The following is a 26,787-nucleotide window of genomic DNA, read 5'->3' as shown; positions in this document are numbered from 1 at the left end:
GGTTCCTTGCTCCGGCTTCTTCATCTGCGTTATTCTTGAAGGGCAGTAACAGATCAGAACAAGCGTGAGCGGAAGGATGAACCGTCTATGAAAAAAATACTGGTCGTCGATGACGAACCGGCCATTGTAAGTGCGATTGCCTACGCGCTGCGGCGTGAAGGCTATGAGGTCGATACTGCCGGTGACGGGGAGGAAGCGCTGAGCAAGGCGAATACCTTTCGTCCGAATGTGCTGGTGCTGGATGTAATGATGCCGAAGCTGAGCGGTTATGATGTCTGCCGCAAGCTGGAGGACCGGGATGATATTGGAATCATCCTGCTGACTGTCAAGAATGATATTGTTGATAAAATTGTCGGTCTGGAGCTGGGTGCAGACGATTATATGACCAAGCCCTTCGAGATCCGCGAGCTGCTGGCCCGGGTGAAGGCGCTGCTGCGCCGGCTGGAGAAGAATACGGCTGAGATCCGCAGTGAGCTGATCGAATACGGCCTCCTGCAGGTTCACCCGGACCGGCGCAGCGCCGAGCTTGGCGGGGAGCCGCTGGAGCTGACCCCGAAGGAATTCGATCTGCTGCATCTGCTGCTCTCGCACCCGCAGCGGGTGTATATGCGCGAGGAGCTGCTGGAGCAGGTCTGGGATATGGACTATGCCGGGGGAACGCGCACCGTGGATATTCATATCCAGCGGCTGCGCAAAAAGCTGGGCGAGCCCTACCAGAATATCCTGCAAACCGTCTACGGTGTAGGCTATAAGGCCGTGCCTGCGGGGAGCTACTCATGAGAATCAGCATCAAGCTGAAATTCAGCCTGTTCCTGGCGGCACTGCTGATTCTGGCCGTCGGCGTGCTGAGCTACTTCGTCCTGCGCGGCGTGGAGCGCAATGAGCAGGGCCAGACGGAGCGCAGTCTGGCCCAGCATGTCAACACGGTCAATCTGCGTGTGAAGCAGACATACTATACCGGTGCGCGCCTTACGCCGCAGGTCTTCATGCAGCAGCGCGGCAAGGCGCTGGCTGCAGAGCTGGCCGGATTCACCGGCTTGGAGGTGACCCTGTACGACAGCCAGGGCCAGCAGGCGGGCACCTCGGCGCAAGGCGGGCCTGTGCCGGGTCCGGGTAAGCCCGATCTCAGCACAGCGCTGGACTACGCGCTGAATAACAAGGTCGCCTACCAGAGTGAAGGCGATAAGCTGTTCTACCTGGCCCCGCTGCAGGGGCCGGAGGGCCAGATGGGCGTGGTGCAGCTGCAATACTCCCTGGAGGGAGCCCGCAGCTTCCAGCAGACGCTGCTGAATCTGTTCCTGACGACAGGCGGCGTGGTTCTGGTGTTCAGCTTCATCCTCGGGTATCTGTATTTCAACCGTGCGGCTGCCTCCATCGGGCGGCTGAAGAAGGCGGCGGAGGATATCCGCGGTGCCAACTATATCACGGCTCCGCCGGTGCGGCGTAAGGATGAGCTGGGTGAGCTGGCCGAGGGCATCTACTTCATGAGCCGGGAGATCGAGCGCAGCATTGCCGCCAAGGATGAAGAACGGCGTAAGCTGGAGCTGGCGGTGGAGAAGCTTCAGGCGCTGGAGCAGCAGCAGAAGCAGTACATCGGGAACATCAGCCATGAATTCAAGACGCCGCTGACCTCGATTAAGGCGTATGTTGATCTGCTGAATATGTATGACGATGACCCCAAGCTGCTGCATGATGCCAAGCTGAGTATCGCCAAGGAGACAGAGCGGCTGTACGAGATGGTGGAGAAGGTGCTGCAATTAACGGCGCTGGAGAAGTATGATTTTGAATCCCAGGCAGAGCTGCTGGAGGTTGAGAGTACGCTGCGCGATATCTGCGGACGGATGAAAGGCAAGGCGGAGCGCTACGGCCTCACAGTCACGCTTGACGCCCAGCCCGCGCATATCTGGATCGATAGAGAAAGCTTCATGCATATCTTCATCAATCTGCTGGACAATGCGATCAAATATAATGTCCCGCAGGGGAGTGTTCATCTGTACAGTGAGGTCAGGGAGCAGCGGGTATGGATCACCGTGCAGGATTCCGGCATCGGCATTCCGGAGGCGTCGCGGGAGAAGATCTTCGAAGCGTTCTATACGGTCAATCGTGACCGTTCCAGAGCCTCGGGCGGCACAGGGCTTGGTCTTTCGCTGGTCCGTAATCTGGTGGAGAAGCAGGGCGGAACCATTGCCTTGCTGGAAGGCTCAGGCGAAGGGGCGGCGTTTGAGCTGTCTTTTCCGCTGGTGACCTGAAGGGATAAAGTTTACAAGTTGGAGATATTTGCGATGCGGTTTGGAAATAAGCGTCCGCTATGCTGAAGTGGCAACATGAGCGATGAGCTGGAGGGAAGCCTGAATGAATCATAAGAGCCATAGAGCCAGGGGCAAGATCTGGAGCATTCTGCTCTGCGGAGCTGTTCTGCTAACGGTTACTGCCTGTAGTACTGAGAGCACAGATACACGTGAGGTTGTAGAGAAGGCAGGCCGCAAAATTACAGTCCTCGATAATATCAGCGAACCGGTCTATACAAAGCTGAAGCTTGCGGGCATACAGAAGGTGGAGGGGGTGCGGGGGACGGATTTTGCCGGTGAGGATGTAATGGTAGTGACCAAGGAGAACCGCAGTCTTCCCTCGCAGATTATTGAAGGACAGGAACGGTATCCGCTGAATCTCTATCTGCATACCCTGTCCACAGGTGAGGAAGCACCGCTTCAGACGGGAGAGCTGAATTACGGCGCGCCGCAGTTGTCTCCGGACAAGATGCATGTCTTCTTCAAGGAGCTGTATGACGTCACAGGGTTCGGCTATATTATGGATCTGTCCGGGAGCGCACCGGTGAAGGTAAGTGATGCAGAGTTTCGGCTGGAGGAAGGAAAGTGGGCGGATGACGCGCATGTGATTTTTCCTGATATGGAAGGCAATATTCTAAGTGCAGATCTAACCGGCAAGCAGGAGACGATCGTGAAGACGGGCATCCCGTATGTGCATGAGGTGGTTCAGACCGGCAGCCGGATTCTCTATGTTACAGGTGAAGACAGCCAGCTTAGCGCCTATGACACAGCGACGAAGCAGACCAAGGTGCTGCGAAAGAATGTGATCTGGGCGGTTCCCTCTCCGGACGGAAGTCAGATGGCGATTGTCGAGCGTATCGGACGCGGAGAGATGACTCTGAAGCTCTGTGACAGCGAAGGCAATGAGCAGTCTAAGCTAGCTTCAGGGCAGCAGATCTTCGGCACCAGCTGGTCGCCGGACGGCAAGCTGCTGGCTTATGCAGTGACGGCGGCCGGTTCAACGGATGACCAGCAGGACCTGTTCATTACCGAGGTGGAGACCGGAGAGCAGACGCCTGTGCTGAATGATTTTCATCTGGCTGATCCTCTCCACTGGAGTCCGTCCGGCAAGAAGCTGCTGGCTACAGCTACGGTACTGAAGGATAATATCTATCAGTTTCTGACCTATGTGGTTAGCCTGTCTTAGCTTTCTTATTCGCCAAAAGGTAAAGGCCGCTGGAATGGCGGAATCGACTGGCGGGATTCGTGGTATAATGGGGGAATGTGCAAGCAGGATGAACAGGAAGGAGCAGTACCCCCAATGGAAGTAACCGCACAGGAAGTAGCGGAGTGGATGGTGAAGGAGATTAAGTTCACAGGAACTTTATACCAGACCGCTGCGATTGAATATGTGAAGGCGAATTTCGGTGAGGAATTTGTATTCGTGAATGAGAATGGCAATGCCTCGTTATCCAAGGAAGTGAAGAAGGCCTTCCGCAAGCTGCATGGCGGCCGGATTGCCTGGGACCGCGACGGGTTCCTGTGGGCCTGGACCTGAGGCTGAACGAGTAGAGGATAACCATAAGAACATAACAAAGGGAGCATTGCTGTAATAGCAGTGCTCCCTTTTGTATGCAAATAGAACTTACGTGGCATCCCCTATACATATTCCAGCATGCCCTTGTCCTTGAGCAGATCAACGATATCTTTAACCGACTGCGCCTTATCCTTGGGACAGATCATGACCGCGTCCCCGGTGTCGGCGATAATGAAGCCGTCCACGCCGATGGTGGTAATCAGCCGCCCGTTGCCATAGATAATGGAATTGCGGGTGTCGATGCCGACATGATTGGCCTTGATAATGTTGCCTTCATCATCAGGCGGGAAGATGGCGCCGAGTGCGTCCCAGCTGCCGATATCATTCCAGCCGAACTGGCCGGACAGCACCACTACCTCATCAGAGCGTTCAAGTATGCCATAGTCAATGGAGATATTCTGCAGCAGCGGATAGATCCGGTTAATCGTCTCCTGCTCCTGGTCTGTACCGAGCGCTTCACTGATCGGCAGCATCGTATTATATAGCCGCGGCAGATAACGTTTGAAGTTATCGATAATGACCGAAGTTTTCCAAATGAAGATCCCGCTATTCCAGAGATAATTGCCTGAGGCCAGATACCCCTGTGCCTTCTTGAAATCCGGCTTCTCCACGAATTCAGCTACATCGTATACAGCAACCGGTTTGACTGCGATCGGCTCCTGGTCATAAGCGATGTAGCCGTAGCCGGTGGACGGGAAGGTCGGCTTAATCCCGATCGTGACAATGGCGTCACTCTCCATCGCGACGGTGCAGGCTTCGTCCAGCGTAAGCCGGAACTGCGGCTCATCGGTAATATAATGATCGGAAGGCAGGACGACCATTAGGGAATCCCCTTCACTCATCTGCTGGATGGAGAAGGCGGCGAACAGGATGCTTGCTGAAGTATTCCGGGCCACAGGCTCGATCAGAATATTGCTCTTCTGAACACTGCTGTGCATAATGCTCTCCAGCAGGACCGCCTGGGTGCGGTTCGTCACAATAACGGTATTCTCCTGCGGTATGATGCCCTTGAAGCGTTCGATCGTATCGTTCAGCATAATATCGTTGCCGCTGATGTTCAGCAGCTGCTTGGGGATTTCCTGTCTGGACAGCGGCCAGAAGCGGGTGCCGCCACCGCCTGCAAGTATGGTTGCGTATTTATCCATGATGAGTCACCAGATGGGCAATCGAGAAGGATATAATGCTCTCCGATCCCTGATTGAGGTTCAGCCCTGAGCTGTGAATGCCGTCGTAGCAAGCCCCGGACTGGGGGTCAATCAGGGAGATCTGCAAGGAATTATTCCCTGTATACCAGGCGTAGCACAGGTCAGCCCGCTGCAGATAAGCCGGGTCCTTCAGCACAACGGCCGCTTCCTCGCAGGCCAGCAGCATTTCGCAGGCTTCGATGGGCTGTTCATCATATAACGCAGGGCTGCCGCCGCGCAGCAGCCAGCCGTGGCTGCCAATGGGCTTGTAATAGCCTTCCGGCGCGAAGGTCCGGGAGATCAGGAAATCGAGGCTTTCCTTAGCCGTGATTCTCAGCGCCGGATTGCCGGAAATCTTGTAAGCCTTAAGCAGCGCCCAGGGCAGCATTGAGTTACCATACGTAAGACTGTCTTCATACCAGTTCCAGCCTTCGCCCTTGGTGAGATTGTATTGGTCATTCAGCCGGACGGCAACAGATTCAATAAGTTCTGTGATGAAGGCTTCAGGCAGGAAGGCACGTTCTTCTTCTGTACTTGGTATATGCGTATAAGGGAAGGAGTAGGTGAGTGCTCCTGGAGTCCCGGGTAAATAGCTGAGTCCGATCACGGCATAGGCCAGAGCCCGGGGTGACCGCAGGCCTGCGATATGCGGCAGCGCCTGGTTGATTAAATAACGGCAGGTATTCAGCAGATTATCAGGCAATATGGAGGAATAGGAGAGTACGAAGCCCAACGCCCAGAGGGTACGCCCCTGGCAATCCTCAGAGCCCCGTTCTTCCAGGAAGGAACGGTTATAGTCCATGAAGTTCCGGAAGTTGCCTTCTTCAGTCTGTGCATGGTGGACGAAAGAGAGGTACGTATGGATCAGGTCGAGGGAGGCGTTGTCCTGATTTTTTTTGTACATCAGAACGGCTGCAATTAGAGCCCGCGCATTATCATCGGTAGTGTAGCCTTTGGCACGGTCGGGAACCCCGAATTTCGTATGCTGAAAAATCCCTGTATCATCGGTAATCCGGCGCATATAGTCCGGCTTGAACTGTAACACTGCTGGCGCCTGCATCAGATCACACTCCGGTCAGCCGGTGTGGCAAGGCCTATAATGTCCTGGAAGATGGCGGCATAGGTCTTCGCAACCTCACTCCACATCATTGTACTGCCGAGTTCCTGTGTACGCTGTTCCATATCCCGGACTTTGGCCGGACTGTCCAGCAGCTCCAGAATACAGGCCTCCAGGGAAGCCGAATCGCGGAATTCTGCCAGCAGTCCTCTGCCTCCCGCCAGCATTTCTTCGGCATAGCGGTAAGGGGTGGAGATAATCACTCTGCCATAGCCGACTCCATAAGCGAGCGTTCCGCTTACGGCCTGTTCCTTGCCCAGATAAGGAGTCATATATATATCCGACATCACCAGGGACTCAATGACCTCTTCCTGGGTCAGTAGCTTGTCGACGAACAGCACATTATTGACCAGGTCTAATTCATGCACCAGATCGGTCAGCTTTTGCCGGTAGACTTCACCGGTCTCCTGCTTAACGACCGGATGCGTCTTGCCCCAGATGATATAGAGCGCGTCAGGATGCTGCTTCACTACGCCGCTCATAGCCTCAATCGCATATTCAATGCCCTTGCCGGGACTCAGGAAGCCGAAGGTCGAGAGGATTTTGCGTTCGCCGAACTTGTACTGGAGCTTCAGCTCTGCACGTGTGGAGGTCTGGACAAAAGGAACGCCGTGATGAATGAATGCTATTTTGGCGGCGTTAATATGATAGACAGAGATTAGATCCTCTACTGTGGACTGGGCCATGGTGACTACCTTGACGCTTCCTTCGGCGAGCCGGGTGATAATCTCATGCTGCTTGGGGGTAGGCTTGGTTAAGACAGTATGGAAGATAACCACGTAAGGGATCTGAAGCTCTTCTGTGAACTGCAGCAGATATTCGCCGCTCTCTCCGCCGTAGATGCCGAATTCATGCTGAATGACTAGCAGATCGGTATCTGACTGGTTGATGTCCCTGGCTGATTCTATATAATCAGATAGCTGATGTTGGTTGATTTCCCGCATGACCTGATCCGTGTAACGGTAGTTCCCGTTGTTATTCATGGCGATGATGCGCGGTTTGTTGAAGCCCTGAAGCTTCGTGAATTCATCCAGCAGATCCTGGGTGAAAGTAGCAATTCCGCATTCTCTAGGCAGGCTGGTGGACAGGAAAACAATGTTTTTATTGCGGTTGCTGTGGTTCATAATAGAAAGCCTCCCTATTGATTATCGAACTTTTGGGGACAAAAAAAGAAAATAAAGAGGACTTTATTTTCCGGGGATGAGTGGTATAAAGTTTTGTTTCTGCAAATTATTTCCTGACCAAACTATAACATGACCATTTAATCTTGTCAATTTATTGACTCCCTTGAAATCACCGGATATAGTGATGTAGGAGGTGTATGGATGCCAGTCATACGCAGTAAATTGAGTGAGGTTATGGATAAGCATGACCCGAAATTATCGATTCGCAAGCTAGCGAAGGACATTAATTACCATTTCGATTCCGTCCGGCGGATGTACAAAGACGAGATGGTGCAGTATCCCCGGGATCTGCTGCTGAAGCTGTGTACGTATTTCAATATTCAGCCTGGGGAATTGATCCGGATGGAACCGGATGAGAACGATTGGGCAATAGATAAGGCAAATGAATATGAGGAGGAAGGCAATGACAAGGAGCCCGGCGAAGACAGCAACCTGTAATGAACTGCTGGATACCTTTTATGCCAATCTCCGTACCGTGCACGTGGAGAAGCTGGTCTTCTCCGGTGTGGGCGGACGCGATGTATACAATATAACAGCTCCGTTTCTGCATGACGGGGAGGAAGTGATCTTGGGAAGAGTTGAGGAACGGGATAGCGAGTTCTCTCAAGTCTTCTTTTTTACATCCGGCGCAGATGGGGTATGGGTTCCCCGTGCGCATACCCATACCTATAATCTGCAGGACCCCTGCGTAACCCGCGTTAAGGGAGAATTGATTGTCGGCGGAGTTGAGGTGATTACGGCTGGGGATAATCCGCCCAAGATAGTCTCCTGGGTTACCCAGTTCTACCGGGGATACCGGATTGATTCAATGCATCATTTCTCCTCCGGTCCGGCAATGATGAAGGATATCCGGCTGATTGAGCTGCTGGATGGCAGAATTGGCGTGCTCACCAGGCCTCAGGGAGAGGTAGGCGGCAGAGGACAGATTGGCTTCACCATTATTGATTCACTGGAGGAGCTGCATGAACAGACCTTACTGGAGGCGGAGATTCTGCAGCATCAATTCGTGCCGGAAGAGTGGGGCGGAGCCAATGAAGCCCATCTGCTGCGCAATGGCCATATAGGTGTGCTGGGGCATATTGCCTGCTTCGACCGTCTGGGGAAGAAGCATTACTACTCTATGGTCTTCTCGCTTAATCCGGACACTTTGGAGACTACCCCGGTTAAAATCATCGCAGCCAGAAGCGATTTCCCGATCGGTCCGGGCAAACGTCCTGATCTGCAGGATGTCATCTTCAGCGGCGGACTGGTACGCGGAGCGGACGGCCGGGCGGTATTGTCTGTAGGCGTCAGCGATGCGGAAGCCTATAGAATCGAGATCCCTGATCCTTTTGCCGAATATGAAGTCTGATTGCCGCAGGTTTGACTAGATTCTATGGTCATGTTACACTTGAGGTGACAAGAATTTATGGTCGAAGAGAGCGGGAACCAAGCAATGAGTAAATTTATTCAACTAAGCAATCGTACGTCTGACACGAAGTCCAACCTGAATGTGGCAAGAAAGCAGGGCCGCATCCCGGCTGTACTGTACGGAATTGGTAAAGATACTCTTAGTCTTGAAGTGAACGAGAAGGAACTGCTGGAAGTGCTGAGAACGAATCCGCGGGCGATCCTGCAAGGGAAATTGACCGACGGTACAACCGTTCCGGTAGTGGTTCAGAACATCCAGAAGCAATCCATGTCCGGTAAAGTGCTGCATATTGATTTCCAGCATGTGAACATGAGCATCAGCATGGACAGCAAGGTGACCATTCATTTTGCAGGCGAAGCTGTTGGCGTCAAAGAAGGCGGCGTACTGCAGGTGGAAATCTATGAAGTAGAAGTCCGCTGTATGCCGGGCGATCTGCCTACTTCCATGGAAGTGGATATCAGCGGCCTTGCCATCGGCGACCAATTGCTGGTGTCGGATCTGATTTTCCAGGATGGCATTGAAGTGCTGACCGATCCAAGTACGGTCATGATTCAGATCAAGACTGTACATGAAGAAGTTGAAGAACCGGTAGTAGTTACTCCGGCTTAAATACAGTATGACGCATAGCCCTTTCGGGCAGAACGTCTTGGAAGCTCATGATATATCATGATTCCGCTACGTCTGCCCGAAGGGGCTTTTTGTTGTTGTGGGGGACAGGAAAGAAGTCAGGGGGAGGTTATTTCAGCGCCCCTTCTGTCAGGCCGGCAACGATATAGCGGTGGAAGAAGAGGTATACGACAATCATTGGGAGCGTAATAATCGAGAGTGCTGAGAACAGCAGCTTATAGTCGGTCATATACCGGCTGGAGAAGGCCAGCAGACCAACCGGTATCGTCTTCAGTGCATCATTCTGGATGTACAGCATGGCCAGCAGCAGCTCATTCCATGCATTCAGCGCTGAGAAGATCCCGACGGTGGCCATGTTCGGAATAAGCAGCGGAAGGATAATCCTGCTGTACATTCTCCAGTTGCCGCAGCCGTCTATCCGGGCAGCCTCCAGCAGCTCTTTCGGTATAGAATCCAAGTATGCCTTGAGCAGGAATATGGCCAGCGGAAGGCCGGTTCCAATGTAAGGGAGGATTAAGCCCATATAGGAATCCTTCAAATTCAGCTGCTCAAAAATATAGCTCTGGGCAATGAAAAAGGATTGCAGCGGCATAAACAGTCCGAATACGAACATCAGCATCAGGAAGCTGCTGCCGCGGAAGCGGAGCTTGCTGAAGGCGAAGGCTGCGAGGCTCGCGAAGAGCAGAATGCCCGCAACGGTGGCCGAGGTTACAATTACACTGTTGCCGGCGTAGGTGCTCATATTGCCGACGGTCCAGGCTTTGGACCAGTTCTGGAGATTGATCTGTTCCGGCAGTGCGAATGGAGCGGAGAAGATCTCCCGGTTCTCACGGAAGGAGGAGAGAATAAGCCAGAGAATCGGGTAGAAATAGAAGCAGGAAATGAAGATCATGAACAGATAATACAGAATATGCGAGAACGCTCTGCGGCTGGCCGCTTCCCCGCCGCTGTAAGCGTCTTTCTTGAGATCCAGGGCTGTGGTCGTCAAGCGGTACACCTCACTTTCGTATAATGTACATGTATCGGGGTCCCCGCAAAGTACCTGAGTCATCACCCGAAGCCTCTTTCAGAGGACTGCGAAGCCGTGTCTTTCTAATACTCCAGTACACTGGAGTCTTTCTTATTCAGTCTGCCGGCCACAAGCCCGATCACTGCGATCACAATTGTCATGATGACGGCAAGTGCGGAGCCGTAGCCGATGCTCATATGGGTGAAGACTACTTTGACCAGGTAGGTCGTAACGATTTCGGTTGAATTATACGGTCCGCCGTTGGTCATTACATAGAACAGATCGAAGGACTGGAAGCCGGTAAGTACACACAGCATGATGCCTGTCTCCACCAGATTACGGATCATGGGCACCTTGATTTTGAAGAAGATCTGTCCTTCCCCTGCACCGTCCAGATAGGCCGATTCATAGACTTCTCTAGAGATGCGCTGGATTCCTGAATAAAAGATGGTCATATAGAAGCCTGCGTAGACCCAGCCGGATACGATGCAGATGGCATAAAGCGCGGTATCGGGGTTGCCCAGCCAGACACGGGTCCAGCTCTCCAGGCCGATCTTCTCCAGCAGGATATTGATGAGGCCAAAGTCGGAATTATAGACGAATTTCCATAAGTAGGAGACGACTATCATCGGCAGCATGACGGGCACGAAGAAGGCGAGCCGGAAGAGTCCGCTTCCCTTGCGGCCCATCGTGATCAAGCCTGCGAGCCCGAGTCCGGCAATGACTTCAACAAAGACAGTGGCGACAATATAGATAAGCGTGTGTCCGTAGGAGTTCATGTAGACACGGTCCTGAAAAGCCCGGATGTAGTTGTCGAAGCCGGTGAATTTCATAGTGCCGATCCCGTTCCAATCGTAGAAGCTGAATACGAAGGTCATAAGGACGGGGACAAGTACAACAAAGCCAAAGAGCAGGAGGGCTGGAGATATGAACAGGTAGGGAGATAACTTATTGCTTCGGCCGGACATGGGTCCACCTCCAATTCAAGGTATAAGGGGGGATGCGTAATCTTCGATTTCCGGATGAAGCCGCCTTATGGACGTACTCATCGTTACTTTAGAGGGGCGATAGTTGTCTCCAGCTCAGCCAGAGCCTCTTCAGGTGATTTAGCGCCGCCGATAACTTCAGAGGTGGCCATATTGAGCGCGTTGGCAACTTCGATGGAATAGCCGGTATCGGGCGGCGACACAAGCGCTGGAGCATTTTCCATCAGATCGTTCAATTCCAGCGAGAGCGGAAGCATGGTCTCCTTGTCGATCCCGTCTTTGGTAATCGGAACAGCTCCGGCATCGGACAGCTTCTTGGAGGATTCGGGGGAGCTGTAGAGCTTCATGAATTCAATAGCCTCGTCGATCAGCCTGGAGTTTTTATTGACCACCATTCCGTTCAACACGCCGATTACACTGTCCTGATTGCCCTTGCCGTCCGGTATGGCCGGAGTATTGAAGTAGCCAAGCTCAAGTTCCGGCGTCTCTTCGACTGCGGTTGGAGCCAGCCAGCTTCCGATCGGGTGCATGGCACCGCTGCCGTTCAGGAACAGCATGTCCGCCTCACTGTCGCTTGCGGCAGTTACATTCTCGTTAATATAGCCTTTATCCCAGAGTTCCCGTACGTAACCGTAGGCTTTGACGAAATCAGGCGAATTGAACGGCTGCTTCAGCTGCATAGCCTCACTGTAGGCGTCTTCGCCCACAACCCGGGAAATGATATGGGCGACCCAGTTGCCTGCTGTCCACAGATCGGAGTTGCCGATCACGAGCGGGGTGATGCCTGCCTGCTTGATAGTCTCGCATATCTTAAGGAATTCCTCCCAGGTGGCCGGCGGCTGAAGACCCAGATCATTAAATACCGCTTTATTGTAAAAGATTACGTTCGTCACATCGCCCGCAGTAGGAATCATATACGTCTTGCCGTCGATCACCATACCATTGAAGGTACCCTCCGCGAACATATCCTTCAGTCCTGAGCTTTGGAGCTGCTCTGTAATATCCGCCGCATAACCGTCCGTTACTCTTGTCTGCAGGCGCTGCCCCGCCCATTCAAAGTACAGGTCAGGAGCGTTCTTGCCGCTTAGTAGATTTGGCAATCCGATCGTCTGATAGGTGTCATCGTCCTGATAGCTGAATTCCACCTTAATCCCCTGATGCTGCGCTTCAAACTCCTTGCCGATCGTTTCCCAGACCTTGATTAATCCTTCGCCGGGCGAACCCATAGCAATACGGAGTGTTTCCGGTTTGGCACCGGAGCCTCCGTTATTGGCCGGGCTGTTATTAGAAGCTGCAGAAGAGCAGCCCGTTAAGGCGGTAATCAGCATCGTTGAGATCAGTGCAATCATCCGTTTGTTCATTTGTTAATCGCTCCTTTGATTGGTATTGGCAAATAAGTTGACGCGACTACGCTCTTTATCCTTAGTCCCTACTCTCCCCTACGCGTTCACACTCCTAAATGTAATGTTATATGACTCATCTGAGTGAGGTGTTTCTGATTTTTGTTTGTGATTGGTTGAGTAACAAATATTTGTAGTAACAATATTGCTTTCATTATTCATGATAGCAAGAAGCCTGTCAATTGTTTTTTCATGCAAAAAGACATATAAAAATCATTTTATCCAGAAAGTAAGCAGTAAATATTTTTGACCAATGGATTATTGTAAGCGCAAACAACATTGATTTTACATGGAAATTTACGATGTTATGGGAGTTTGTGGAAAAGAGAGGAAGAATATCTCTCTAATTAATAAATGTATTGACAATTTGTTATGATTAAAAATAGAATGTGGGTAAATGTTACTACAATAACATTGATAACATGACATGGAGGTGACATTAAAAAACCTGCAAATTTGAAAAGATAACCTGAAAAGGATGTCACCCCTGGAGATTATGCAGCACATGCTTCCGAAGCAGTTGTGTACGAAGTTATCAGCTGAAGTACCGCTTAACAAAACCTTGAGGAGGAGTGCATATGAAGTTCAAATGGAAGCAGACGCTTGGAGTATTCGCCGTAGTGTCATCCGTGGCGTTTACGGGCATGCCCGCAGCATCTGCAGAAGTAGCGGAGAAGATTCCTGCATGGGCCGCAGAGGAAATAGCCTCGTGGAAAGAGATGGGGCTGCTCAAAGGCAATCAGGAAGGTCTCGTTCTGCCGAATGAAGGAATCAGAAAAACAGAATTCGTCGCCCTGATTAACCGGATCTTTCATTTCAGTGAGGAGAGCGGCCAGAGCTTTACTGACGTCCCTAAGAAGGCATGGTACGCCTCTGACATCAGCAAAGCGGTTGCTGCCGGTGCTCTTATTGGTAACGGCGAAGGCAGGATCAATCCGCTGGAGGTCCTGACCCGTGAGCAGGCGGCGCTGATTCTCAGCAGAGTATTTAATGTTGCAGCCTCCGGGAATTCCTTCGTCCCGTTTACCGATGATGCTCAACTTGCCGGCTGGTCCAAGGAAGCGGTCTATGCTATGAAGGAAGCTGGTTATGTGGCGGGCACACCGCAAGGCGCGTTCCAGCCCAAGAAGGCACTGACGCGGGCCGAGGCCGTGAAGATGATGAATAACACCATGGGCCTCTTGGTTGCCGACGGCGGAGATCATTCGGGAACCTCCGGCAGCAACCTGATTGTTAACACAGCTGGAGGCACGCTATCGGATCTGAACTTCTCAGGGAATGTATATATTACTCCCGGCGTTGGCGAAGGTAATCTGAGTTTCATCAATGCTAAGATTGGAGGCACCGTTTACATAAACGGCGGCGGTATGAACAGCATCACCTTAACGGACAGTCATGTGGGCAGAATTGTAATCAGCAAGCCCGCATCTCCGGTAAGGGTTATGCTGAAGGGAAAGACGATAGCCGGGAAGATTGATGTAACTTCTGCTGCCCGGATTGTCAATGAATCGGATCAGACGGTAAGTACCGTTAACCTGCTTACGCGGGCTTCCGATGCTGTCTCTGTATCAGGGGATGTTAATGAATTGAATGTAGCTGCACCGGCAAGCTTCACGCTGGAGGGCGGCCAGATTGGAAGCTTCAACGTCTCGTCCAAAGCAGGCGGCTCAGCGATTAAGCTGAATAAAGGCGGGGTTGTCAAGAAAATGACCTTGAACAGCGCTGCTGCCGTAACCGGCGAAGGGACAATCACGGAAGCTGTGGTCAATGGAGAAGGCGTGTCTTTCTCTGTCAAGCCGGACAAGCTGACGATGAATGCCGCGAAGGTAAGCATAGGCGGACAGGATTTTGATGCTTCAGGTCATCTGATCACTTCAGCGGCCGGCCATTCGGGAGGAACCGGTTCAAACGGCGGCACGGGAAGCCAGACCCCTACTCCTACTCCAACTCCGGCTCCAACCTCAAGCCCGGGTACATGGAGTCCAACGCCAACCCCGACACCAGTGCCGACACCGACACCAACAACGAAACCGACACCAACACCAACAACGAAACCAACACCAATACCGACACCAACACCAACACCAACAACGAAACCGACGCCGACACCGACACCAACACCAACAACGAAACCTACCCCAACCCCAACACCTGAGCCCAAAGGTCCGGAGCTGTATACCTATGCCGAAGCCTTAAGCTCCTTCAGCTCCACAGGAGCGGAAGGATTGGCCAAGCAATACCTGACCTTCCTTCAGGACCCTTCATACACGCCTTCGATAGCGAACAAGGGTGTGACCATGCCGAACCTTGTGAATGCAATAACCTTTGTAAATTATGAATTTAATATCAAACCTTCCATATTTGCTTCGATGCGGGGGATTAACACCTCTGTATTGGATAAAACCCGGACTTATTTGTGGATCGGAACAGACAGCGGAGTCACCAAAATCAATCTCGTCACGAATGAAATGACCAGTTATTCCGCTCAAGGCAAGCAATTGTACGATGACAAGGTGCTTTTGCTTTTACCGGATGAAAGTACGGGTGTACTGGTTATTACACAAACCGGCGTATCGCATATCTACCAATAAGGAAAGGGGAGCTTACCATGTACATGATGAAAAGAAATGGCGTGAAAATCACGGGTGCACTGCTTGCCTTAACGCTGTTCGTACTGCCGGCAGCGCCCGTGCTTGCGGAGAAGCTGCCGGGTGCGGGCTACTCTCCTGTTCAGCTGGAGGCTGTGCAGACCAAGGAAATGACCTATTACAAAGCCGGATCTGCCTCCATCCCGGGCACCCTTGAATGGGTCACCGGTACTGCTGCGCTCAAATTCCTGCCGCTCTCGGTAACCGGTGATGTAACCAGTGTAGTTCTGGACGGGGGGGTCTACTGGATTGGAACGGAGACCGGCCTGCAGCGGGTTGACTTCGGCGCAAGCGACACTAAGGATATCGTTCAGTATATGGCCGGACCGAGGTATTTGTACGGTGGTGATGATCATGTGACAGGGCTTGCCAGCGACGGGAAGGGCGGTATCTGGGTCCGGACGGCAAGCGGTGTGACCCATATCGCCATGCCGGAGAAGACGCTGCATGACAAATCGTTTATCTATGAGGATCTGGTGAAGTCGATTCTGGACCGGCGCGGCATGGTTCATGGCGCAGGCTTTACGTTTACGGAGACGGACAGCAAGCTGGATGCGGTTAATTACAACTCTGCAACCGGAGTGTTCACATCCACACCAACCACCAGTGACAATGACGGTCTATGGACAGCGATGTATGCAATGGGGGAGATTTTCCGCTATAAAGCACTGCAGGAGCAGTACGGAGCCAGCCCGGCTTCCGGGGAGCAGGCAGAAATTGCGGATGCAAGAGCGGCGGCGCTTGGAGCGACCAAGGCCGTTCTGCTGCTCGATTATGTCTCCGGACGCGGAAACGGATTTCCGGCACGCTCCTATATGCTGACCAGCGAAGCGAGTGCGGCTACAGTGGGCAATTCAGTGTACGGCTACCAATCTCAGAACGGCTTCTGGTTCCAGAACTTTGTCGGGCCGGACATGACTAACCCGAATGGAATCATTCCAAGCATGCAGCGTAACGACGGGGTGGAGCCTATCGGCTATTCCATGGTGAGGGTAACCAAAGACGCAGAGAACAAAAAAGGCTCCACGCTGTTCCCGAGCGGAGGTACCGATGTGCTCAATTACAATGGGCTTGGGCTTAGTCAAGCCGCCATTGACGAGCTGAACCTGACGCGTCCTGAAGGCCAGAAGCTGGGGATTGATATCAAGACACGGGTTGGAACTACCGTAACCGGCGCAGTATATCAGGTGCTGCCTGTCATTACGGCCGCCACTAACAACAATGATGCGAAGGAAGATAAGACAACGGGCATCAATAATAAGCCGCTGTTTCAGCTGACAGCTCCCGTCTATGAGCAGATTCCGGAATTCTTTAATGATTTGTTCCCGGATAGCGCAATTGTGGACGGCCATATCGACATGAACCAGATTGTGTATAAGGCAGATACTTCTGCAGATGAAGTGGATGGCCATTATGCCATGTTCTATACGGCTTATAAATATCTGGTCGGTGACAGCACCGATCCTGAACTTCTTGAGCTGAAATCTCTCATTGAAGAAACCACGCACCGCATGACAGAGCTGATTTTGAAGGACGACCATTATTATATTGAGGATGCCACCGGCAAATCAACACAGTGGTCCAGATGGTTCGCCAAATACTTCAACGACAGCCTTGGCGTTATGGAGCAGCAGGTACAGTGGCAGTCCAAGATCGGCGTTGACGAAAAAGGGGATGATGCGCTGTCCTACGGTTACGAAGACGGCCCGCTCAACGCACTGCAAGTCATGGCTGCGCTGAAATCAGCAAGCTATATTGTCGCAGCGAGCTATCCGGCTGATTCGGCCAAGTATGAGCTGGCGTATGAGCAGGCTTTTGCAGGCAGCTACAGCAAGGAAGAGCCGTATATCAACGGTAAGGGCTATATGGCCATGGCACAGGACTATATTGAGCGCAGACTGGTGCGTCAGGCTACCAATGCATATAGCGAGAACGACAACCAGCCGGTAACTATGGATAATGCAGGCGACGGCACGAACACCAATGCGACGCTTCATAATGACTGGACCCAATATATCAATTACTCGGATGAAGAGCTGGGCTGGTTCCCGGTATTCATACTTGTTACGCTTGAGCAGGATGCAGGCAGACATGCGCAGATTGTAGCAGCCTATGATCAATGGTACTCCAATGAGGTGCGGGAGGAGAATCCGTTCTACACCTTCCTCTACCAGCTTGCGCATCCGGACAAAACCGATGTCGATCTGCAGTCGGCGGTCCGCTTCCTGTACCGTTTCCCTGAATTCCAGATTGAATTCCCGGTGCAGTGGGACCGTCAGGATGTGCTGTATATTGAACCGGGTGACCGCGATGATTATAAACAGACGAACTACGCACTGGCTCCGGATGAGCGGCGCATCATTAAGCATAACTCGAATCCGTTTGAAAATGACAGCCAGACTACCGGGGCCAATCCGGGGTATAACTACCATACAGGCAGCATTGAGGCGGGTTCGGTATTCACACTGCCCTACTGGCTGGGGCGCTATTTTGAGATCATCAAGGAGTAACAGGGCTTACTGAACTGAAGGTAACGGAGCCGGAGCGCCCCATCCAGGGGTGCTCCGTATGCTCTCTGGGCTGACGGTCGCCCGGCCTTCCTTCATCCAAACTGTCTCTCGATAGTATAGCTGGGGAAATCACCCCGGAATACGCCGAAGCTGTATTCCAGAGGGGAACCGTCGGCCAAATACGTAAAAGTTCTCACTTGCAGGCAGGGGGAGCCTTCTTTGACACCAAGCAGCCTGCTGGCTGTTTTGTCCGCGAGTACAGGCTTCAGCTGCTCCACAGAGCGGTGGGCCTTCAGGTTATACTCTGACTCAAGGAAGGAGAAGAGCGATCCATCCTTATATTCATTAATGAGCCCCGGGGCGAGATCCCAGGCAATATAAGTAGTCTCATACAAGAGTGGTTCATTATCGGCATAGCGGAGCCGCAATAGCTGGTTTACCGGTGCTTTCAACGGAATATTGAGGAATTCATTGAGCGGGATTTCCGCAGGTGTCACTTTGGCTTCAATAATTGTACTGGTCGGCTCTTTGCCGCTCATCAGCACATCTTCAGTGAAGCTTCGTTTCTGGTTAAGCTGGAGCTCCTTACGTTTGACAAAGGTGCCCTTACCCTGGTGCCGCTCAAGAATATCCTGAACCTCCAGTTCGCTGAGCGCGAGGCGGATGGTGGTCCGGCTGGCGGAGAACATCTCGCATAACGCGGCTTCGGTGGGAAGCTTCTCTCCGACAGCATAGAAGCCGGATTGGATCTGTTTGAGCAGTTGTTCTTTAATATTGAAATATAATGTATTATTTGTTCTCTTTGTCATTACAAGTTTCCTCCGATGCCAATTTGTTATATTATATCACGGAAAAAGAGCAGGAGAAACCATATGGAAATGACGGGATTTTGAATCCATAATGTGTGCACCCTTTACCGGGTATAGAGATTCACAAATCATTTGAGTGATTAGAAAATCCAATGAGGAGAAAAAAGGTTAAAAAAAGACATGTATTTGTAGGAACAATAAATGGGATTGTTATTATAAACATCTAACCGGGGCAATAATAGAGCATTTCAAGAGAGACGGAGGAAATCACAAATGAAGAAGAAACACTTGAAAATCGCAGTCATCGGAGGAGGTTCCTCCTATACGCCGGAGCTTGTTGAAGGGCTGATCCGGTATCATGATGAATTTCCGGTTGCTGAGCTGTATCTGGCAGATATCGAGGCAGGGGCGGACAAGCTGAGAATCATAGGGGAACTGGCGCAGCGTATGATTGATGCAAGCGGCAAGCCTATCAGGCTGCATACGACACTGGACCGGCGCGAAGCGATTCGCGGTGCGGATTTTGTCGCTACGCAGATCCGTGTCGGTATGCTGGATGCACGCTCCAGAGATGAGAAGATCCCGCTGGCCCACCATTTAATCGGCCAGGAGACGACGGGCGCGGGCGGGTTCGCCAAGGCGCTTCGCACCATTCCGGTCATTCTGGACATTTGCCGGGATATCGAGGAGCTGGCTCCGGGTGCGTTCATGATTAACTTCACCAACCCGGCCGGTATCATTACGGAAGCCGTCTCGAAGCATTCCCGGGTCAAGTCTGTGGGGCTATGCAATCTTCCGATAAGCACGAAGATGCAGATCGCTGAGCTGTACGGGGTTCCGCAATCGGAAATGTTCATTGAGATTGTCGGGATCAATCACCTCAACTGGACGACCCGGGTGCTGATTGAAGGGGAGGACGTGACGGAGGACTTTCTCAATAAGCTGTCGGGAGCCAAGGGGCCTTCGATGGCCAACATCCCCGATCTGGAGTGGGATTCGGAGTTCATTCAGTCCGTAGGTGCACTTCCCTGCCCGTATCACCGTTACTACTATATGAAGGAAGAGATGTACCGGGAGATCTCTGAGCATTACCAGGAGAGCGGCAAGACACGTGCCGATGATGTGAAGGAAGTAGAAGCCGAGCTGTTCGAGATCTATAAGCAGCCTGAAGTGAACAGTAAGCCGGCTCAATTGGAGAAACGCGGCGGTGCCTACTATTCGGAAGCGGCGGTTCAATTGATGAAGTCTATCTATAATGATACCGGCGATATTCAGACCGTCAATGTGCGTAATCAGGGGGTTATTCCGGATCTTCCGGGTGATGTCTCCATTGAGATCAACTGTGTCATCAAATCCGATGGGCCGCATGCGCTTGCACCAAGCAAGCCACTTCCCCCGCAGATCCGAGGTCTGCTGCAGGTAGTGAAGGCTTACGAGGAGTTGACCATAGATGCTGCAGTAAGAGGAGATTATGCCTCTGCACTGCAGGCCCTGACGATCCATCCGCTGGTAGGCGACGAGCGGATCGCCAAGGAAGTACTGGCCGACATTCTGGAGCAGAATGCCGAGTACCTGCCCCAATTCCAGGTGCGGGCCAGATAAACCCGGGAATAACGGCATCAGCCCCTTTCTGCAGCGCCGATTAGCTGCTGAAAGGGGCTGATGTTATGCATGGCAGCCGTGCGTCCTGTTATACCGGGACCTCCCGGGTGCTAGGTTCCATCGGGGAGCTGCAGAGCGGACACGGCTTCGAGGTCAGGTGATCCTCTGCGCCGCCCGCCTTCTTGCGGGTCCAGCCCGGACAGGCTTTGCCGGTGCACTGCCAGACCGGAACAGTATGTGTTCTCACTGCGGCTGAACCGTGTGTGCCGCTGCGTGTTACATGCGTTCTGTTCGGGCTGCTGGCTCCGGCGGCTGGAGCCGGTGCCTGTGGGCGGGCCGCCGAGCGGAAGGCCGCGAGCATGAAGCGCGAGACCTCCGCTTTCTTGCCCCGATGCCTTGCCGGCGAGCTGATGAACAGCTCCTCCCTGGCCCGGGTAACGGCCACGTAGGCGAGCCGGCGCTCTTCCTCCAATGCGGCAATGCCCGCTTCGGCTGCGGCTTTTGCAGCAGCCGCGCTGATCACTTTGACCGAGGCCTTCGCTGGCTTGCGGTCCTTCGCACGGCCCTCCTCCAGAGCGGAGCTATGCGGCAGAATGCCTTCGGAGGCTCCGATCAGGAAGACGACGGGGAACTCCAGTCCCTTGGATTTGTGGATGGTCATCAGCGCCACCCGGTTGCCTTGCTCCTTCAGCCCCGGCTGCCGGTTCTGCTCGTTACGCTCCGTTACGTTGTCGATGAATTCGAGGAACAGCGGAATTGTAGCGAAGCGCTCCGCCGAGGACTCCAGCTCATCCAGCATTTCCTTCAGCGTCTCCCGGTGCAGCGTAGCCTGATGGCGCTCGCTGCCTTCGATGAAATAATCATAGAATACCGTGCGGATCTGGCGGATCGCTTGTAGCGGTGTCAGCTCCCGCAGGCCGCGGATCAGGTCCAGCCGCTCGCGCAGCTTGACGCCCTTGAAATCTTCCATGCCCGGCATGGACAGCAGATGAATCAGCGGGCCCTGCTTCGCTTGCACCGCCTCCATACGCCGGATGTGCTCCATTCCCTTGTCCCGGTTCATGTAGAGTGTCGGCAGAATGTTCTCCATGGCGGCGAAGTCACGGCGGTTCACCGACAGGCGCAGGTGATCCAGCACCGGAGAGATTAGCCAATGCTCATAGAGCAGCTGGCCTTCGCCGTAATCAATATAAGGAATATCGCGCAGCAGCAGCAGCTCCAGCACCGCCCGATTACTGCTTGTGGCGCGGTACAACAGGGCGAAATCACGGTATTCCCGGGCCCCGCTCTGCGTTTCACGCTCAATATGCTCCACGATTTGTCCAGCCTCGTCATCTGCTGTCTCCGGACGCAGGTAACGGGGCGGCAGGCCGCTGCTGCGGGCTGCCTGCAACGTCTTGGCGCGGCGCCGCGAATTATGGCGGATAATGCCGTTGCCCAGCCCGATGATCGCCGGACCGGACCGGTAGTTGATATCCAGTGTGATCACCTTGGCCTGCGGATACAGCTTCTCGAACTCCAGGATGAACTCGCTGCGGGCACCGTTGAAGGAGTAGATCGTCTGGTCATCGTCGCCGACCACCATCAGGTTATCCTGCGGAGCAGCAACCATCTTCACCAGCTCATATTGCAGCGCATTCGTATCCTGGAACTCATCAACCATCACATATTGATACTGCTGCTGCAGCTCCCGCAGCAGCGCCGGCTGTTCCCGGAGCATCTGGTAGGCGAGCAGCAGCACATCGTCGAAATCGATTTTGAAATGATCGGTCTTCCACTGCTCATACTGAGCCAGGATAGCCTTCATCTCCTTCTCTGCCTCGGTAGTCTCCGGCAGCTGTACGGGCAAGCCCATATTCATCTTCCAGGCGGAGAGCAGACTGAGCAGATTCTCAGGAGGATAGGCATCCTTCGGCAGTCCCAGCTCGCGCATAATCTGCTTCAGCAGAATATGCTGGCGGCGAGTCTCGCTGAAAATATCCTGCCGCAGTCCCTGCCGCCGCAGGAAATAAAGAAAGAACGAGTGGAACGTACGCGCCTGCAGGCGAGCAGCATCCCCCTCGTTCACCCCCGGCAGCAGGGCAATCCGCTCGCGCATCTCTGCTGCTGCCTTGCTGGAGAAGGTCAGCAGCAGCAGGCGACCGGGGGCGATGCCGCGCACAGACAGCAAATACCCGGCTCTGCAGATCAGCACCGAGGTTTTGCCGGAGCCGGCTCCAGCCAGTGTCAGCAGCGGCCCGAGATGATGGCGTACCGCTGAGATCTGCGGCGGATTGAGCAGAATGCCGCCTGCCTCCAGCCTGCGGAAGTATGCCGCATCGCTGTCCCCCGGCTGTACCGTCTCCCGGCTTGTCCGGGCTGAGGCTACCTTCGCCTGGGGGATATGCTCACCGCTGGCTCCCAGCGGGATATTATGAAATAAGAGCTTGTTCATTATGTTCACCTTCGTTTGTTTCTGAATGCGTAATCAGTCATGCGGTTTTGGCCAGTATACACTATACCATTCCGCACTCTATTCTGCACGAGGCTATCTCCCGGATGCATTCAGCTTGGCCAGAAAAGAATTCACCTTGCGCTCGTACAGCCGGGGCTGGTCCTCCTTGATCTCCTCCAGCAGGAAGGCCAGGCACTGCCGGATTCTTGGCGGCATACGGACGGCGATCTCGGCGTAATCCTTGCGGTAGCGGTCGTCCTGGAGAATTCTTTGATTCAGCACAATCGCCCAGTTGCGGGCATGCTCCAGCATCTCCGGCAGCGACTCCAGCAGCTGGGTCAGATACATCTCCATTTGGATACTCTCTACAAAGTGAACAAGGCTGAACATCACCTCTTCCTGCTCCGTATCATCGTCGAATACTTTGAAGATCTGGTGAATGACGGCATCCTCTGTATCACCGGCCAGACCCTCCAGTGCCTGATCGAACTGCTCGCATTCCAGCTCGGTGCGCAGCAGCCGGTTCTCATATAACCGGGCAATCCCGGGGTATAGGTGGTTCATAGAGTAATTCCTCCCAGCAGAAAATAACGCCATTTATCATAAAGTCCACTTTTTGACAGATAATACTAATATATTGAACAAAGGACTAGCTGATTATAACAGATAGACAAATAGAAGTGAGGTATGGAGGGATATCATGTTTATTCCGGTGCTTATGGAATTAACCAATGCCGAACGGTTGACGCTCATTCTATATTTAGCAGTCAACCTGGGCGCCATCTCATTATTATGCTTTCGGCGCTCGGGGACCGACCGCCGTTAGCGGAAACAGCCTTCATTTGAAGGCTGTTTTGCTGTTCAGAAGATGCCGCAGTCCCGCCGCTACACCATTCTCCGTATGGCTCAACGTAATGAAGTCGGCGGTCTGCTTCAGCACAGGGGCGGCATTCTCCATGGCAATCTTGTACCCCGCCATCTCGAACATAGGCAGATCATTGTAGCTGTCGCCCATCACCGCCACTTGCTCCGCAGGAATCCCGTAATGGGCTGCGAGCATGCTAACACCGGTGCCCTTATTCGCTTCCTTATGGTTGATCTCGATATTGTTGACATGCGATGCGGTAATAATCAGCCCGGGAATGGCAGCGAACCGCACAGAGGCTTCCTTCAGCAGCTCACGGTTCAGCGAGAAGACCAGGGTCTTATAGATCAGATTCTCTTCCTTGCTCCAGACGTCCTCCATCTTCTCCACGTAGGTTACCGCTGCCTGCTGGAACTGCTGGTCTACCATTGCCTGGAGCAGCCAGGCCAATTCCTCGGGTACCTCAGTATCCTTAAGAGTAGCCAGCTTCTCCAGCTGTACCCGCTTGTCCAGCTCTACATATACGTTATCCTCAGTGTATACCTCGTAATACAATTCAGGGATTTCATTCATCCAGCGCAGTGCGGGGATAATATCCTCTTTATTCAGCGGAGTGCTTGCCGCCACCGTCCGGTCAGCCAGCGTGATCACAGCACCGTTAAGACTCACCACAGGGCACTCCAGATCAGCCAGCCGCAGCTGCCGTTCAGCATCCATGTAGGAACGGCCCGTAGCGATAATCACGATATGCCCCAGGCGCTGTGCTTGAAGAATAGCCTCTTTATTCTCGTTGCTGATTTCACCCTCCGCATTGAGCAGTGTTCCGTCCATATCCAGTGCAATAAGCATGTGATTGATCTCCTGTTCTATCTGTTTATTTTAGGTTCCCCTGCAAGGGTGCGTATGCTTTGCCTGAAATATAAGAAATTATATGTTTCACACGATAAATTATCCTTCTATTTCTCGCTGAAACGGTACCGTCCCTTAAAAGGACGGCAAAGCCGTTTCCACTTGTATTTTATCATTATTTACTCGGAAATTTAAAATTAAAGTGTTCATCTATAGTATTACAGAACAGCTTCCCTGCTGCATGCAGCATGACGGATTTTCAGAAAAGAGTGCTCCCGTGGTACAATGTAAGGCAGACCTGTAACCTGACAGCCTGGTTCGTCTTCTGCATGTGCAAGGGACGATGTCCGGGATGCAAGCGGCATGGGGTCGCTATGTAAGGGGGAAAAGATACTGATGAAATCCAGAAATTTAGCTACGATCTCTCTGGCTATTATGGCCTGCGGCTTTCTGTTCACCTTGTTTCTGCCTGAGAATCTGGCAGTTATTCTGCTGAGAGGCGGCTTCGAGGCAGGTCTGGTCGGAGGAATCGCCGACTGGTTCGCCGTGACGGCGCTGTTCCGCCATCCGCTGGGCCTGAGAATTCCGCATACCTCGCTGCTGCTGAAGAACCGGGATAAGCTGATCCAGTCCCTGATTTCTGCGATGGAGAATGAACTGCTGAACAAGGAGAGCATTGAGAACAAGCTGCGCACATTCAATATAGTCTCGCTTGGAGCTGGCGTACTGACCCGGTTCTTCTCCAGAAAGAAAGCGCGGCAGGAAGTGCTGGAGCAGCTGAAGGGCTTCGTGCTGCGGCTTCCGGTAGAGCAGGCTGTTCCGTATATTCAATCGGCAGCAGCAAGCTATCTGCGTGAAGCTAAGCTCGGAGTCGCAGCAGATACCATAGCAACCAGCCTGATGAATGAGGGCAAGGATATTGCAGCCCTTGATTTTGCGCTGGAGGGGATCTCCGCCTGGAGCGGACGCCCGGAGACGCGGGCCATGCTGGGCAAGATCGCCAGTGAGAAGCTGGCCGAGGTTAAGCTTGGCGGACTGAAGGGAATGGCCTTCCAGGCCTTCGTCGGGTTCGTGGATGCTGATATGCTAGGGGAAATGCTCCAGGGTATGGTACAGTCTACGATCCGTGACTTTAAGGAAGAGGACAGCCCTTACCGGGAGGAGGTCATCCGGGAGATCCGGGTGGCTCTGTTCCAGCTGCTGAGCGATGAAGAACGGATTGCCTCACTGAAGAATTGGGCGCTGAATGAGCTTCAAGGGGAAGCCGCTGCCGCATTTGTACTACAGCAGCTGCAAGGGCTGCGCGGCAAGGCGGTTACGCTGCTGGAAGAGGACCGGGGCCGGGGAGGGCGCAGGCTGTTCTCGTTGTATGCCGCGCTGGTCCGGCGGGTTAGCCAGGAGAAGGAATGGATTCAGACATCAGAGGACCGGATTCGCGGTACACTGATCTCCTTCGTGGAAGCTAATCATTACCGGATCGGGCAACTGGTCAAGGAGAACCTCGATCAGATGGACGATGCCGCTCTGGTGAATATGCTGGAGGAGAAGGTCGGCAAGGATCTGCAGTGGATTCGTGTCAACGGTGCCGTCTGCGGATTTGTGGTCGGGCTGGGACTTACCGTGATCCAGCTGATCTGATCATCGCAAGACCAGGAATTCATAAAGGCAGCAAGGCAGTCCCCGGTCTTCCGTGAAGACGGAGAGCGGGGGGGGTGCTTTGCTGCCTCTTTCATAGAAATATAAGAATGTATATGTTTCACGCTATACATTATCCTTCTATTTCTCGCCGAAACGGTACCGTCCTTTAAAAGGACGGCAAAGCCGTTTCCACTTGTATGCGTCAATATAGCAGGGCGAAGGTTTTCTTTCTCTATAGCTGATTCTTGCCGTTACTGATGGTGAAGACCTCCTGTACAGGCAGGACAAAGATTTTGCCGTCGCCGAAGGAGCCATGCTCACCGGATCTGGCCGTACGCATAATAATGCTGATGACGTCATCCTTGTCTTCATCCTGAATGACGATCATCAGCAGCTTCTTGGAGATTTGGTTGTAATGGTTGGTTCCGACCTGAATGCCCTTTTGCTTGCCGCGCCCGAGCAGATCCATCTTGCTGATGGAGGGGAAGCCGGCCAGCAGCAATTCGGCCATTACTTCATCCGCTTTCTCAGGTCTTACGATAGCTTTGATCATTAACATAACGATGCACCCTTTCTACAGCGAATAATAGGTTGTAGGGGGTTGCCAATATCTCGGTGGCTTACTGTATAGTGCATTTGTTTAATGGCAA

At 53.0% G+C, this 26,787-nt stretch carries 22 protein-coding genes; 11 read left to right on the top strand and 11 right to left on the bottom strand.

The genetic code is table 11. The annotated features are described in order from the left end of the window. Positions 1 to 87 precede the first annotated feature (87 nt). From MKY64_RS25705 to MKY64_RS25690, 4 genes are all read left to right on the top strand, one after another. Positions 88 to 780 carry a response regulator transcription factor gene (locus MKY64_RS25705; protein ID WP_076077487.1) on the top strand — a complete coding sequence of 231 codons (693 nt, stop codon included), beginning with the start codon at positions 88 to 90 and terminating at the stop codon, positions 778 to 780. Beyond that, complete coding sequence (locus tag MKY64_RS25700; protein ID WP_340956617.1) at positions 777 to 2,249, top strand: sensor histidine kinase; 1,473 nt, start codon at positions 777 to 779, stop codon at positions 2,247 to 2,249. The genes MKY64_RS25705 and MKY64_RS25700 overlap by 4 nt, the downstream gene beginning before the upstream one ends. 103 nt (positions 2,250 to 2,352) lie before the next feature. Beyond that, positions 2,353 to 3,474 (top strand): TolB family protein, encoded by a 1,122-nt coding sequence (locus MKY64_RS25695; RefSeq protein ID WP_340956615.1) that lies wholly within the window; start codon positions 2,353 to 2,355, stop codon positions 3,472 to 3,474. A gap of 114 nt (positions 3,475 to 3,588) precedes the next feature. Continuing rightward, entirely contained in the window at positions 3,589 to 3,825 is a 237-nt protein-coding gene (locus MKY64_RS25690) for a DUF6953 family protein (protein WP_036723590.1), read from the top strand. A gap of 101 nt (positions 3,826 to 3,926) precedes the next feature. Here the strand turns inward: MKY64_RS25690 and MKY64_RS25685 are convergent, their stop codons facing one another. The 3 genes from MKY64_RS25685 to MKY64_RS25675 are packed head-to-tail and all read right to left on the bottom strand — an operon-like array spanning position 3,927 to position 7,289. Then, positions 3,927 to 5,009, bottom strand: coding sequence for a mannose-1-phosphate guanylyltransferase (locus tag MKY64_RS25685; RefSeq protein ID WP_340956613.1), 1,083 nt, complete (start codon positions 5,007 to 5,009; stop codon positions 3,927 to 3,929). After that, entirely contained in the window at positions 5,002 to 6,108 is a 1,107-nt protein-coding gene (locus MKY64_RS25680) for a glycosyltransferase (RefSeq protein WP_340956611.1), read from the bottom strand. Before MKY64_RS25680 ends, MKY64_RS25685 begins: the two co-directional genes overlap by 8 nt. Then, complete coding sequence (locus MKY64_RS25675) at positions 6,108 to 7,289, bottom strand: glycosyltransferase family 4 protein (RefSeq protein WP_036723587.1); 1,182 nt, start codon at positions 7,287 to 7,289, stop codon at positions 6,108 to 6,110. The genes MKY64_RS25680 and MKY64_RS25675 overlap by 1 nt, the downstream gene beginning before the upstream one ends. Before the next feature lie 201 nt (positions 7,290 to 7,490). Here MKY64_RS25675 and MKY64_RS25670 point away from each other — a divergent pair, with 201 nt between their 5' ends. The 3 genes from MKY64_RS25670 (at position 7,491) to MKY64_RS25660 (ending at position 9,369) form a co-directional block, all read left to right on the top strand. Continuing rightward, on the top strand, positions 7,491 to 7,787 hold the full coding sequence (locus MKY64_RS25670) for a helix-turn-helix domain-containing protein (protein ID WP_339253067.1): 297 nt from the start codon (positions 7,491 to 7,493) through the stop codon (positions 7,785 to 7,787). Next, positions 7,753 to 8,700, top strand: coding sequence for a DUF1861 family protein (locus MKY64_RS25665; protein WP_340956607.1), 948 nt, complete (start codon positions 7,753 to 7,755; stop codon positions 8,698 to 8,700). Before MKY64_RS25670 ends, MKY64_RS25665 begins: the two co-directional genes overlap by 35 nt. Before the next feature lie 84 nt (positions 8,701 to 8,784). Next, positions 8,785 to 9,369 (top strand): 50S ribosomal protein L25, encoded by a 585-nt coding sequence (locus tag MKY64_RS25660; RefSeq protein WP_339253070.1) that lies wholly within the window; start codon positions 8,785 to 8,787, stop codon positions 9,367 to 9,369. Positions 9,370 to 9,496: 127 nt separating this feature from the next. On the opposite strand, the gene MKY64_RS25655 is transcribed toward MKY64_RS25660, so the two are convergent. The 3 genes from MKY64_RS25655 to MKY64_RS25645 all read right to left on the bottom strand — a co-directional run bounded on the left by MKY64_RS25655 (position 9,497) and on the right by MKY64_RS25645 (position 12,743). After that, complete coding sequence (locus tag MKY64_RS25655) at positions 9,497 to 10,438, bottom strand: carbohydrate ABC transporter permease (RefSeq protein ID WP_081751059.1); 942 nt, start codon at positions 10,436 to 10,438, stop codon at positions 9,497 to 9,499. A 41-nt stretch (positions 10,439 to 10,479) separates the two neighbouring features. Continuing rightward, positions 10,480 to 11,364, bottom strand: a complete 885-nt coding sequence (locus MKY64_RS25650) for a carbohydrate ABC transporter permease (RefSeq protein ID WP_340956605.1) — start codon at positions 11,362 to 11,364, stop codon at positions 10,480 to 10,482. An 83-nt stretch (positions 11,365 to 11,447) separates the two neighbouring features. Further along, a complete protein-coding gene (locus MKY64_RS25645; RefSeq protein WP_340956603.1) occupies positions 11,448 to 12,743 on the bottom strand; it encodes an ABC transporter substrate-binding protein in 1,296 nt (431 codons plus the stop codon). A 617-nt stretch (positions 12,744 to 13,360) separates the two neighbouring features. On the opposite strand from MKY64_RS25645, the gene MKY64_RS25640 reads away from it, so the two are divergent. Together MKY64_RS25640 and MKY64_RS25635 are read left to right on the top strand one after the other, a co-directional pair. After that, positions 13,361 to 15,373, top strand: coding sequence for an S-layer homology domain-containing protein (locus tag MKY64_RS25640; protein ID WP_340956601.1), 2,013 nt, complete (start codon positions 13,361 to 13,363; stop codon positions 15,371 to 15,373). Positions 15,374 to 15,396: 23 nt separating this feature from the next. Then, complete coding sequence (locus MKY64_RS25635) at positions 15,397 to 17,940, top strand: hypothetical protein (RefSeq protein WP_340956599.1); 2,544 nt, start codon at positions 15,397 to 15,399, stop codon at positions 17,938 to 17,940. A gap of 92 nt (positions 17,941 to 18,032) precedes the next feature. On the opposite strand, the gene MKY64_RS25630 is transcribed toward MKY64_RS25635, so the two are convergent. After that, positions 18,033 to 18,749, bottom strand: coding sequence for a GntR family transcriptional regulator (locus tag MKY64_RS25630; RefSeq protein WP_036723582.1), 717 nt, complete (start codon positions 18,747 to 18,749; stop codon positions 18,033 to 18,035). Positions 18,750 to 19,022: 273 nt separating this feature from the next. Between MKY64_RS25630 and MKY64_RS25625 the strand changes: the two genes are divergently transcribed. Beyond that, on the top strand, positions 19,023 to 20,351 hold the full coding sequence (locus MKY64_RS25625) for a 6-phospho-beta-glucosidase (RefSeq protein WP_340956597.1): 1,329 nt from the start codon (positions 19,023 to 19,025) through the stop codon (positions 20,349 to 20,351). 88 nt (positions 20,352 to 20,439) lie between these two features. Here the strand turns inward: MKY64_RS25625 and MKY64_RS25620 are convergent, their stop codons facing one another. From MKY64_RS25620 to MKY64_RS25610, 3 genes are all read right to left on the bottom strand, one after another. After that, positions 20,440 to 22,785 (bottom strand): UvrD-helicase domain-containing protein, encoded by a 2,346-nt coding sequence (locus MKY64_RS25620; protein ID WP_340956595.1) that lies wholly within the window; start codon positions 22,783 to 22,785, stop codon positions 20,440 to 20,442. Positions 22,786 to 22,878: 93 nt separating this feature from the next. Next, positions 22,879 to 23,349 (bottom strand): Imm30 family immunity protein, encoded by a 471-nt coding sequence (locus MKY64_RS25615; protein WP_209876271.1) that lies wholly within the window; start codon positions 23,347 to 23,349, stop codon positions 22,879 to 22,881. A 274-nt stretch (positions 23,350 to 23,623) separates the two neighbouring features. Beyond that, complete coding sequence (locus MKY64_RS25610) at positions 23,624 to 24,499, bottom strand: Cof-type HAD-IIB family hydrolase (protein ID WP_036723577.1); 876 nt, start codon at positions 24,497 to 24,499, stop codon at positions 23,624 to 23,626. Positions 24,500 to 24,895: 396 nt separating this feature from the next. On the opposite strand from MKY64_RS25610, the gene MKY64_RS25605 reads away from it, so the two are divergent. Then, on the top strand, positions 24,896 to 26,137 hold the full coding sequence (locus tag MKY64_RS25605; protein WP_076077524.1) for a DUF445 domain-containing protein: 1,242 nt from the start codon (positions 24,896 to 24,898) through the stop codon (positions 26,135 to 26,137). 232 nt (positions 26,138 to 26,369) lie between these two features. Here MKY64_RS25605 and MKY64_RS25600 read toward each other — a convergent pair whose 3' ends face one another. Next, the gene (locus MKY64_RS25600) at positions 26,370 to 26,696 is read right to left on the bottom strand and encodes a P-II family nitrogen regulator (protein ID WP_036723574.1); all 327 of its coding nucleotides are present in this window, start codon (positions 26,694 to 26,696) and stop codon (positions 26,370 to 26,372) included. Between the last annotated feature and the right edge of the window lie 91 nt (positions 26,697 to 26,787).

It is taken from the genome of Paenibacillus sp. FSL R7-0210 (genome assembly GCF_038009085.1).
Taxonomy (GTDB): Bacteria; Bacillota; Bacilli; order Paenibacillales; family Paenibacillaceae; genus Paenibacillus_AQ; species Paenibacillus_AQ silagei.
Note: the sequence above shows the minus strand (reverse complement) of the source record. Positions and strands in the feature narration are given on the sequence as shown.